The sequence below is a fragment of the Flexilinea flocculi genome, assembly GCF_001192795.1.
Classification (GTDB): domain Bacteria; phylum Chloroflexota; class Anaerolineae; order Anaerolineales; family Anaerolineaceae; genus Flexilinea; species Flexilinea flocculi.
The window spans coordinates 946,212-958,942 of record NZ_DF968181.1 but is presented as its reverse complement, the minus strand read 5'-3'; the positions used below and the strand labels follow the sequence as shown (position 1 = coordinate 958,942).

General features: G+C 41.5%; 6 protein-coding genes. 4 read left to right on the top strand and 2 right to left on the bottom strand.

Features of this window, described 5'->3' with window-relative positions:
* The first annotated feature begins 69 nt into the window (after nt 1–69).
* Nucleotides 70–1,065 carry an MBL fold metallo-hydrolase gene (locus ATC1_RS09040; protein WP_062280709.1) on the top strand — a complete coding sequence of 332 codons (996 nt, stop codon included), beginning with the start codon at nt 70–72 and terminating at the stop codon, nt 1,063–1,065.
* 180 nt (nt 1,066–1,245) lie between these two features.
* Here the strand turns inward: ATC1_RS09040 and ATC1_RS09035 are convergent, their stop codons facing one another.
* Complete coding sequence (locus ATC1_RS09035) at nt 1,246–2,058, bottom strand: DUF5656 family protein (RefSeq protein ID WP_062280705.1); 813 nt, start codon at nt 2,056–2,058, stop codon at nt 1,246–1,248.
* 273 nt (nt 2,059–2,331) lie between these two features.
* On the opposite strand from ATC1_RS09035, the gene ATC1_RS09030 reads away from it, so the two are divergent.
* The 3 genes from ATC1_RS09030 (at nt 2,332) to thrS (ending at nt 7,504) form a co-directional block, all read left to right on the top strand.
* Nucleotides 2,332–3,330 (top strand): hypothetical protein, encoded by a 999-nt coding sequence (locus ATC1_RS09030; protein ID WP_062280702.1) that lies wholly within the window; start codon nt 2,332–2,334, stop codon nt 3,328–3,330.
* Nucleotides 3,327–5,258, top strand: a complete 1,932-nt coding sequence (gene gyrB / locus ATC1_RS09025; protein ID WP_062280699.1) for a DNA topoisomerase (ATP-hydrolyzing) subunit B — start codon at nt 3,327–3,329, stop codon at nt 5,256–5,258. Before ATC1_RS09030 ends, gyrB begins: the two co-directional genes overlap by 4 nt.
* A gap of 455 nt (nt 5,259–5,713) precedes the next feature.
* A complete protein-coding gene (thrS, locus tag ATC1_RS09020; RefSeq protein ID WP_201777271.1) occupies nt 5,714–7,504 on the top strand; it encodes a threonine--tRNA ligase in 1,791 nt (596 codons plus the stop codon).
* A gap of 190 nt (nt 7,505–7,694) precedes the next feature.
* Here the strand turns inward: thrS and ATC1_RS09015 are convergent, their stop codons facing one another.
* On the bottom strand, nt 7,695–12,569 hold the full coding sequence (locus tag ATC1_RS09015) for a SpaA isopeptide-forming pilin-related protein (protein WP_062280693.1): 4,875 nt from the start codon (nt 12,567–12,569) through the stop codon (nt 7,695–7,697).
* Nucleotides 12,570–12,731 lie beyond the last annotated feature (162 nt).

The following is a 12,731-nucleotide window of genomic DNA, read 5'->3' as shown; positions in this document are numbered from 1 at the left end:
TTCTATATTCAAGTATTTTTATATACTTTTATGGCGATTGCGTTCTTTGACGAGAGGATCTAAAGAGTTATGCAGCGAGAGCGAGTCTCTGAAAATATTTACTGGTTTCAAAGTGATGTTTATGCGCAAGTTACAGCCGGAGTCATTGTGGGTCCCCAATGGGCAATCGTTGTTGATACACTGGCTGTTCCCGAAGAATCTCAGGCAATACAAAAGTTCATTACAGAAGAAATCGGCTTACCTGTCCGATATTTGATTAACACACATTCCCATTCTGATCATACCTGGGGAAATTGCTTTTTCCCTGGCGCTACGATTATTGCCCACACAAAATGTGCGGAATTCATGCGAAATCAGGGAATTGAAGAACTTGAATCTACAAAAAAACAGAATCCGGCATTTCAGAATTCTAAAATCATCCTTCCCCATCTGACTTTTTCCTATGGAGAATTGACGCTGAAAGTCGGAAAAAAGAATTTGATTATCTTCTTAACCCCTGGCCACACAGAAGATGGTATTTCAGTATTTGTTGAGGAAGATCGTGTCCTTTTTGCAGGAGATGCGTTTTTACCAGTACCGCAGTTGACAGATGGTCGTTATAAAGACACGCTTGCATTTATGAAAAAGATTGGTTCCATGGGACTTGAAAATATCATCCAGGGACATGGCGACATCATCTTGCGAGGTGAAATAGATGATGCAATACAGGAAAACGTGAACTATATTGAAAATCTGCATGAAGTAGCTCAAAAAGCAATCAAAAAAAGGAATCCGGCAGAATTCTTGAACAATATCACCATCGAATCCTGCGGGAAAAGCAGAGTTTATCTTGCAGGTCTCGCAGAACAGCTACATAAGCGAAACTTAGTATGGATGTTTAAACAAGTCGCTTCCGAAGAAGGACTGCCGAAATCCGATGATGAATATGAAGAAGAACCGCTGGAAGATGATTTCGATGATCTGAACTTTGATGAAGAATATACTCCGGATAACGATCTTGATCACGAAGAACCGGATGATTTCTATGATGAAGACGAAGACTTTGACGAAGATGATGAATTCTAAGAAAGAAGCCGGTAATTTTTAAGCCGGCTTCCTTTTTTAACAAACCGGCAGAGAGCATTTCAACAATTCAAATTTTGTAAATGCTTATGGAGAAGTGAGAAGAAACGTATTATTGTGTTGATGTTTTTGTGCTTCGCGCAAATCATCAACACATTTTTTTCCAAAAATCGAATTTACTGGTTAATTTACGGTTTCAGTTAAAATCCATAAGAGGAACAATATAACCAGCGGGATGATTTGCTTCTTTTTTATTTCCGAATTTGAATAACCTCTTGACACCAGAATCATACTATTAACCAGCACATAGAAACAAAGAAACATCAAAACGCTATAGGATAAGGAATTTATTGGCCAGTAATGGAATGCAGTTGCAGTTTGGATCACGAAAATTGCGACCCAGATAGCCCATTTTTCCTGTTTCACTCCGGAAATTCGAAGAAATAATAAACGCAACGCAATCAGAAATGCAACCAATGCAAGGACTGGAAGCTCAAGAATTAGGCGGGACAAATTGACGCGAACAGCGATGGAAGTAATCAAAAAAGTTGAATAAGCCAATCCAGTCAGAACGATTTCTGCAATGACTCTTCGAGAATCATTTGGATCAACCATGATCGTCTCTGCTGTAAAAACCAGAAATAATAATAATCCCCCAAAAAACAACATCATCCACCAGCTAAATCCGACAGTTGTATTTCTCAACACTACACCAAGAGAAAAAGCGGATGTAAAAGGAATAATGCCATGAACGAGTAACTCTTTATTCATGAAAGAGCCTCTTTCATGAATAATTTGCAACAAGCCTAAGCTGCTCAACAATCCTGCTGCCGGAGCAACAATGTCAATCATCTTCCAATTGATATCCAGAGAAAATCCAGATATTCGAATCGGGAAGATTACAATGCTCCGATCAATAAAGATCGTCAACACATAAACCATTAATAAGATCCCCGTCAGGGTTGTAATCTCATTCTGAATCTTCCGATTTTCCATAATTTGTATTATATCGAACAAATGAATGACAGAATCAGTAATTCGAAATATGAGAAATGCTTTTTGATGTTGTGTTGTTTTTGCGCTAAGCGCAAAAACAACACAACATCAATTTGTCTTCCCTTTTTCAAATGTTAATTTTTTGTTTCGAACAAACGTATCCTGCTACGAAATCAGAAAATTTTATGAGTTATTTTATCGAAATTAAGTATAATTTCTTTGGGATCACTCTTCAGACTCAGGAAATAACGCCTGTGGTAAAATTAAGGAGTTATGTCAACAAACGAAAAATTCATTAAAATAAGCTTTCCAAGCATAACCAGAGTGTTAGGCGAAGGATTTAATAAAACAGCTGAAAACTTATATCTGCTGGTCTTGCCGGTCATGATAGATTTGCTAATCTGGCTAGGACCAAGACTCAGGATTTATGAGCTTTTCCATAATGAAATCGATGCAATCTTCACCGAACTCAATAAGAATGCACCTCAGGAACTGAGTATGCAGATAGGCTCGCTGTATGATTCCATGGTATTGCTCATCCGGGATTTGAATCTGACGAGCATGCTGGGATCGATTCCTTTCAGCATTCCGGCTTTGTTTGGTGGAATGATTTTACCAGGGAGTCCGCTCCCGGGAATGAGAACCATTGAAATTAACTCATTTTTCACAGGATTAATTCTGGTCATCATATTAGGAATCATCGGGTTGGTTTTAGGAATTTTTTATTATTCAATCATCGGACAAACCTGTGCGTATTCACGCGGAAAACTGACCTTCCGAAAATTTCTAAAAAATGCATCGAATATTGTGTTAATGCTTCTTGCCCTTTTTGCGGCAGGGCTCGTGTTATTACTGCCGGTTTCATGTCTTTTTACATTATTAGCATTTATTTCAATTTCTGTTGCACAAGTCATCTCGTTGATTCTGTTTTTGGGTTTAGCTTGGCTTATCATCCCCTTATTCTTTACACCGCATGCGATCCTCTTAAGCGACTTTAGGCTTATGGATGCAATAAAACTAAGCTGGCGTATGTCCCGATGGTTATCCGGCCCAACGAGCTTCTTTATTATCGCATGCGTAATTCTCTTTCAGGGGCTCAACCTGATCTGGACAATACCATCCTCAGATTCCTGGCTGCTGCTCATTGGAATTTTTGGACACGCGTTTATTTCAACGGCTCTTATCTGCGCCAGTTTTATACTTTATCAGCAAAATTTGAAATGGCTGGTCGAAAATGCAGAAATCATTAAAAAAGGATTTTTCCGAAAATGACTGAAAATACGAATGCATCTTCTCACTACGACGCATCAAACATACAAGTCCTTGATGGACTGGAAGCAGTACGGAAACGACCGGGTATGTATGTGGGAGGAACTGACTCAAAAGCACTGCATCATCTGGTTTATGAAGTAGTCGACAATGCTGTAGACGAAGCATTAGCCGGTTTTTGTACCCAAATCGATATTACGCTGCATGAAGATCATAGTGTGACCGTTCTGGATAATGGACGCGGTATTCCAGTAGATATCCATCCAACGATGAAAATATCTGCGCTTGAAGTTGTTTTGACAACGCTTCATGCGGGCGGAAAATTCGGCGGATCCACATCCTCTTACAAAGTATCGGGGGGTCTGCATGGGGTCGGATCATCGGCTGTGAACGCCCTGTCAGAATGGCTGGAAGCACGCGTCTATCGTGATGGGAAAGTATATTTTCAACGCTACCGTTGTGGAAAACCCGAAGCGCGTGTTCAAATCATCGGTGATTGTCCTGAAGACAAAACAGGCACAGAAATTACTTTTCGATTTGATCAAAGTATCTTTAAAGAAGAGACTGGTTATCGCTATGAAACACTGGTAAACCGTTTCCGTGAAATGGCGTTTGTTACGAAAAAGACGAAGATTCACCTTTTAGATGAGCGGACAAACAAAGAAATGACGTTTTACTTTCAAGGCGGGATCACCTCCTTTGTTCATTATTTGAATAAAGACAAAGAACCGTTGCATGCGATTGTTCACGCTGATAAGGAAATCGAGAACATCGGAATTGAATTCGCTCTTCAATACACTGACGTTTATAACGAGACCGTTTATTCCTTTGCAAATACGATCAATACCATTGACGGCGGATCCCATATGACTGGTCTTCGAACTGCGATCACAAGAGTGATTAATGATTATGCTCGCAGCGCCAATCTGCTGAAAGAATCTGATCCGAATTTTTCCGGTGATGACACCAGAGAAGGTTTGACGGCTGTGGTGAGTGTAAAGCATCCGGATCCACAATTCGAAAGTCAGACGAAAGTCAAACTGATGAACACAGAAGTAGCAACATACGTTCAGCAGGTCGTTGGAGAAAGTTTTAAGGATTTTCTGGAAAACAATCCCGCAGCCGGGAAAGCGATTGTCAGCAAGTGTCTGACATCCTCCCGAGCAAGAGATGCAGCGAAAAAAGCCCGCGATTTAGTCATCCGAAAATCTGCTTTGGAAAGCATGACACTGCCGGGAAAACTTGCAGATTGCTCTGGACGGAATCCTGAAAAGACAGAAATGTACATCGTTGAAGGTGATTCCGCAGGCGGTTCCGCAAAACAAGGCCGTGATCGCAGCTTCCAGGCGATTTTACCTCTGCGAGGAAAAATTCTGAACACAGAACGTGCTCGTTTAGATAAAATGCTGGCGAACAATGAAATTAAAGCCATGGTGTCCGCGATCGGCTGCGGTATTGGAGAAAATTTCAATATTAAAGGTCTCCGTTATGGCAGAATTATTATCATGACCGATGCTGATGTCGATGGTGCTCATATTCGGACGCTCCTCTTAACTTTTTTCTTCCGCTATATGCCGGCATTGATTGAAGAAGGGCATGTTTTTATTGCACAACCGCCCCTCTATCGAATCGCATACCGCTCGAATGTTCAATATGCTTATTCAGATGACGAAAGGGACGCGCTACTGAAAAAACTTGGCGCCGGTGCAGAAAAAGCAGCGATCCAACGTTACAAAGGTCTGGGCGAAATGAATGCGGAACAGCTCTGGGATACAACCATGAATCCGGAATTCCGCACACTGCTTCAGGTAACGGTTGAAGACTCAGCTACTGCATCAAAAACATTTGATATGCTCATGGGTCAGGAAGTTCCGCCCCGAACCCGATTCATTCAGACACATGCACATGAAGTCCGCAATCTGGATATTTAGCGGCCAAAGATTGGGGTTCGAAATCATAAAAAAATAAACCAGCCATTCAATACAAGAGAAAGAATGCTGGAAAAGATGCAGTAATTCGAAATAGAAAGAGAATTCATTATCGTTCTTTAATCAAAATTTTATCCAAATTTCGAATTACTGCAGAAGATGTTACAACCTTGAATTTTTTATCGAATCAAGTATAATCAAAACCAATAAGCGATGATCGGGACAAAGCGTCAGGAAATTTCGCACAGAGAGCTGGATGAAGTAGTGAGAATCCGACCGAAAATCTGATGAAAACCACCCGTGAGCTGCAGCCGAAACAATAAGGCGCCGGACAAGCATCCCGATATCGATCTGCAGAGTGGATATCTCATTTTTTGAGTTATCAATCTGGGTGGAACCACGAGATATTTTAAGCCTCGCCCCAGTAACATGGAGCGAGGCTATTTTTATTTGGAGGAATGATGGCAGCAAAACATAATGCAGAGTACGAGGCTTCTGAGCTTTACAAGATCCGGCATTCCGCCGCTCATGTCATGGCTGAAGCCGTCCTGGAAAAATTTCCCAATGGAAAAGTTGCGATTGGCCCGGCAATTGCTGATGGCTTTTATTACGATTTTGATCTTCCAAGAACCCTTACACCGGAGGACCTGGATGAAATTGAAAATCGGATGAAAGAAATCATTAAAGGAAAATTCGATTTCACCCGTAAAGCCGTAACAGCAGCAGAAGCTAAAAGCGTTTTTGCAGACCAGCCTTACAAACTGGAATTAATCGAAGGGCTGGAAAAAGGCGGACTGGACGAGGATGGCAATCCAACTGACGAAAAGCCGGAAATCAGTCTTTATTATCAGAACAATTTTGTGGATCTCTGCCGTGGTCCTCACGTTGCCAATACTGGTGAAATTAATCCGAAGGCGATCAAATTAATGAACGTGTCCGGCGCATACTGGCGCGGAGACGAAAAACGCCCGATGCTGCAGCGAATCTATGGAACAGCCTTTGAAAAACCGGAAGAATTAAAAGAATATCTGTGGAAACTTGAGGAAGCCAAGAAACGCGATCACAGAAAGCTCGGGAAAGAACTGGATCTGTTCAGTATCAGCGAAGAAGTCGGACAAGGGCTGATCCTTTGGCATCCCAAAGGAGCAAAAATTCGCAAATTGATCGAAAACTTTTGGAGTGAGGAACATGAAAAATGGGGTTACGATTTCGTTTTTACACCTCATATCGGGAAATCACAATTATGGGAGACATCAGGACATTTAGGGTTCTACAATGAAAATATGTATTCCCCGATTGATATTGAAGGGACGAAATATTACATTAAACCGATGAACTGCCCATTCCATCTTTATATATATAAGAGCAATACTCGATCCTACAGGGATCTGCCAATTCGCTATGCGGAAGAAGGTACGGTTTATCGGTATGAACGCAGCGGAGTCCTGCACGGATTAACACGCGTGCGCGGTTTCACACAGGATGATGCCCATCATTTTTGCAGACCGGACCAAATGCCGGGAGAAATTGATTTTACGGTTGAATTTTCACTCCACATGCTTCACTCATTTGGATTCCAGCAGATTCAGGCATACCTGAGCACAAAACCAGAAAAATCAGTGGGCGATCCCGAGCGCTGGGCAGCCGCGGAAGCAGCCTTGGAAGCCTCCTTGAAACGCCACAATCTGCCGTATGAAGTAGATGCAGGTGGCGGCGCCTTCTATGGTCCGAAGATTGATTTTAAAGTGAATGATGCAATCGGCCGCGAATGGCAGCTTTCAACGATTCAATTTGATTTCAATGAACCGGAACGTTTTGACATTAATTACATCGGTGAAGATGGACAACCAAACCGCCCGTATATGATTCACCGTGCGTTACTGGGCAGTCTGGAACGATTCTTCGGTGTTCTGATTGAACATTACGGTGGTGCATTCCCGAGCTGGCTGGCGCCAATTCAGGCTGAATTGATCCCGATCGCAGATCGACACGTCGATTATGCAAACGAAGTCGCTGCACAACTGAAACGGGAAGGAATCCGAGTGCATGTCGATTCCCGATCAGACAGGATGAACGCAAAAATTCGGGACGCTCAAAAGCAAAAAGTTCCTTACATGTTAGTGATTGGTGATAAGGAGATGGAGAACGGTGAAGTGGCTCTTCGAAAACGATCCGGTGAGAATCCAGGTCCCATGAAGATCAATGAATTTGTCGCATTATGCAAAGATGAGGTTGCTCGGAAGATTTAACAGATCAAAAATCGACAGATTTAATAAAAGCAGCAATTCGAAATATCGATTTTTTCATATTTCGAATTGTTGTTTTAAAGAGACAAAATAATAATATAAGTTGCTTTTTTTATACTTCGTATAACAACACATCCTGATAACTGATGATCAAGACTATATGTTGTATCGCTGAGAAAGAAACGGAAGTTGTTTATCCGACTGGCTGTGCAAATACAACTCTGCGATATGCATACCCGCCTGATTCCATTTCCTGTTCACATGTAACCAGGATTAAAGATCCTTTACAGGATTCAGCAACTTCTTTAACTTTGGAAAATGCATCAGGTTCAACCAGCAAGTTTTCAAAAACCGAATATTGCCGCATAATTCCCTCACGATCGGTAATAAAAATTCGATCATTCTCCTTCAAATCTTTGATCAACAGGAAAGGTCCGATTTCAGCCGTATTTAGATGATTATGAGCTGCAATATAAATCGGCTCATTTTCTCGAATCTCACTTCCGTTGAACAAACCTGCTTGATTTCCCAGCCATTTGACTTCCCATTTTCCTTCATTTATCGGAATTGATACGATATCGGTTGTTACGTTAAGAATCGGAATTTCCAGTGTAAATCCGGTTGTTTTATAAAGGAGACCTGCAGGTTGCTCACTTAATGGCGCTTTTCGGTTTGCGGGGAATCCTGTTTCCGGAAGAAATGGAATATCAAATCCTGAGGTTGGTGTAGGCAGATTGGGTGGCGTTGTAATCGGCTGCGGCTGTGTAGGCTGAATGGGATAATTATGGATCGGTCGTCCATTGACAAGCACCGTTTGATCTGGCATAGACAATTCCACAGTCCAAATCCGATTTGACCCAATGTATCCATTGGGCGCTGCGGTTTCCCGCACCCAATATGTTCCCAACGGCAATAAATTCGATAAGGCAAATCCATCAGGATCTGTAGTGATTGTCTCCATAGGATTCGCTAACCGAAAATCAGAATAGATTGTAAAACTGGCGCCAGCCAATGCAGAACCATTTTGATCAGTCTTCTCTATTCGAATTCTGCCATATGAAACAGCAGCCTGCTGGCTGATTCGGACGCCCACCTTTGTCGGTTCCGGAACGTACACAATTTGATCGGAAATTTCCTGATAAGCATAACCGAATGTATTCCAGGCTGTTTCTCCTGACCGGGCATCATCCCCAATGATTGCATGATATTGAATCATCAGGCTTTGCCGTTCTTGTAATCTTACACTCTCGTCAAATACAATACGAAAACCGGTATCGCGGTTTGGATCGTAATCGGCATGGAAATTGTGGCTGTCTTGTCCGCTCCACTCCGATTTGGTAAACGCAGTGTTTGCTGTAAATTCAACACGGAAATGAGACGGATCAATCGTCACAATCGGTTTTGAACCTGTGTCAACAGCATCAATTACCGAAACCGTAACTGGATTTGTTACATCCATCAGGACTGAGAAGTCGCTGCCGCGACGGCTTTGCAGATTGATGTTGCCGAAATCTCCAGCCGCCGGTAATTTATTGATCACAACCAGATTTTTGAATTCTCTCGAACTGCTGTTCGAAATATTCATCGTATATTCAATAGGAGCGCCCGGTCCTTTTGTCTCAATCGCATTATGCTCGGCGTCATACCCATACCCGCTGCCTGAATTCATTTCAGAAAGGTCTGTCACCATCATGTACGAAAAAGACTGATAAGCGCCCCGGAAAAAGACTGTGTCAAAGGCAGAAATTGTCTTCCCATCCGCAAGAACGGTCCCAATGTTTACATGATTTTTATTGAATTCCTGTGAAAAAGTAATTTCAACGGTATTTGTAAAACTGCCAGTTTCCTGAACAGGGCTATGATAGATTGTCCAAAAAGAGATTTCCGCATAATATCCATCAGGAATTTCGTAATCATCACCATTCAGCATCCATTGGATCGTAGGAACTTGAAGTGATAAAGTTTCACTGCCGGCCTCTTCAACAACGGTACGATACGTAACCGTTTGAGCTGACTCCGGGATGATAATCGATTTGACTAAGGATCCGGATGAATCAAAAAGAGAAAATATAGGGATGAATCCGCCGGGGTAATTTTCTGAAACGGTTGGAATTGAATATGGAACCGGGATAATATCCTTGACAACATAATTTTCAATCGGCAGATTCATTAAATTCTGATGTGTTGCAAAATTGGATATTGTAATTTTCCACTGCACATCAGCCTGTGCTTCAATCTGACGATCATTGCCAATTTCTGTTTCTTCCACGAAAGAGGCTGCGCTGCCACCATGTCGCTGCATGATCGCTTCTTTTTTCACACCGGGCAGAATCATAGCCGGCGCGACCGAAACGGAAGTTTCATACCAGATCAGATCGGAATTTCCTGAGACTTCAGCATAAAGGCTTGATTCTGCGATAGATAATTTTTTAGCATTTTCACTGATGTTGGAAGGCAATGAATCTCTTGTAATTATAAATACAGCCTGATCTGAAATTTCTGGAAATAAAGAACCATCTTGAGTCGGATTGAACCCGAAGGCAATATGGTTTTGAGATGACAGATTATTCGCCTGTTCCTTTTCAATCTGGCAAATGATTCCAAATTCAATACATTGCCCAGGTTCCAGGAATACCTTTTCGCCAGATAAACCTTGTACAGAAAACAAGATCGCTCTTTCTTCAACACGATAATCGGCATGGATGACCGCTGAGATTCGGGAAAAAGCTTTCTCAGATTGTACCGGATAATTCGGTTCCGACTCCGCATTGGTTGTAACGGAATCAGCGCCAATTTTTGAATCTGTTACCCGTGTGATCCCTCGGTATTGGAAACCTTCCGGCAGCCAATCAATCAGCAGATCAACGGGAAGAAGCTTCGTGCTTTCTGTGTCATTCCACAGGAAAACATCGAAGAGGATACCGTCGTCAACACCGGATTGATATTGAAACAAGCTGCTTTTAAAGTTTTCCAATTGCTGATTTTCTTCATTAATCGTGCCAATCGCTAAAACGCTTTTTTGAAGAGAAAGTGATAATTTTTGATTCTGGTTTCCAGGATTCTGACCGTCCTGATTTTCGAAACCAATTGGATTAACTTTGTAAATGACCTCGGATGTGGTTCTGTCCTCTTCATTCGTATCGTCATAAATGATTGCTTCATTATTTACGACCGAACCATCCTGCAAAAAATCGTCATTTTTCAAGTGAACCTGCACTATCAGATTGACAATATTTGTGCCAGAACGAGATCCTGGGATATTCAGGTTTTCCCAAATTACTGTATGAGTCAAAGAATCATAAACAGGATCACTCCCAATGAAAACCTTCTCTCCATTCAAATTCATCCAATAAGCTTTATCTGCACTGACGAAATCGAAACAATCCGGAAGTGGATCAGCCACTTTCCGGTTGACGGCATCCTCAACTCCGAAATTATGGATTTCGATCTGATAAGAAAAGAGCGAGGGAATTTGACTTTCATGGATCGATGAAATCTCTTTCCCCTCTTGATCGATTGCTTTTTTATTGAGACGGATATCGGGTTCAACCTGGGCAAATTTATGCGAAACAGTATTCGATCGTAATTTCTCATCGGAATCGGTTATCACATAAGCGAAATTATCAACCTGCGCGAGATTCGATCCCTGTTGTGTTACTTGAACATAGAAAATAAAATGTCGGATTTCTCCTGCAGCAAACGTCTGATCAGACCAGACTACATTGAGGGATTGATCACCATCCGTCAGCAGTTTGCCAATTGAATCTCCTTCTTCAAATTTTGAAAAAACGGTATAAAACGGGATTGAATCAACCACATCCACCGTACCGGCTATGGCGCCCTTGTTTTCCACAACGATATCATATCGAATGAAATCATGCAGAACGACTGTTTGAACATCCGGTGAATAAGGTTCTTTTTGACTATCGTAAAGGCTGGCACTTTTCGTGATCTGGAAATCTGGAGCGGGCTCTGGAATCTCAGTTTCCTGAAAAACTGAGCTCACTGTTTCTACATCGAAAAAGGATGTTTCCAGGAAACGGACATCGCTGCGGATTATAGTTGGCTGATCCGCCTGAAAAGAATCAGGATCCAGTCCTAATCGTTCTGTATACAAAATCATTTTAATATCCGGATTCGAAATTTCCTGTTTATTGTTTTCGGCATTCAACGACAGATTTTGCATATCGCATTGGACAACCAGGTGCCTGGAATCGGTGAGTTCAAAACTGGCATCGGAACAATTTGTTTCAATAAATGGTAATTCCGCCAGAAAATATATACCGTCCTTCGTTGAAGCCTCTCCATCCGGCAGTGAAATACCCTGTGGAAATGTAAGAATATTTTCGATTGACCAATGTTTCGTAAAAATAATACCGGATTCGACAGTATTTAAGGAAGCCGCATGAATCGAATAGGTTATTGCCTCTGGTAATTTCTGAGAAGCATTCATTTTCAAAATTGAATGAGAAACAGATTCTTCAACCGGATCCCATTGATGAATTGCATTCCACGTCATGACAACTTTTCTTGTAATGTTTACATTAGAAGCATCTGTAATTTCATTTCCTGCAGCATCATATGCAAAAGTCGATAAAGTGGCAGAAATACCATTTCGAGATATTCCGTTTGGAACAGTAAAAAAGATTTGTGCATTGACCGATTCGCCAGCCTGAATATCAAATGTGATATATCGAACACCGGATTCCGGATCGGTTTTTAATAGTATTTCTGATCCGTTAGAAAACATTTTCCCGCTTGCCAAAGTCGGCATTTGGATCTCATTTTCATCCACGTAAATTTTAACAGTAGCCGAACTTGCGGAACCGATCGTAGTCTCTGAAAGGGAAGCCGAAAGCAATAACAGCACATCATCGCCGGTTTTTCCGGAGAAGTTAACAGGATCAGGTGAGTTTAATTGAAGATTGACAGTCAGAAAATTGTCAACAATTGCATCAGATCCAGGATCAGCCGCATATCCTGCAGCATCGATAAACACTAAGGAGAAAACTGTAATCACAATCAACAAAAGTGTCCAAAACAAAGTTTTTTTGTCAGATCGTCTCATTATTTTCCCCTTTCGTTGAGAAGAATTTTTCTTTTTCAAAAAAAGCGAAGAATCATTGATTCTTGTGTAATTATTATGCTTAACAAAAAAAATGAAAAAACATATTTCTTTCTTTTTGCAAAGGTTTTTCCAAATTTCAAAAGAATGACCTTGAATTCAAGT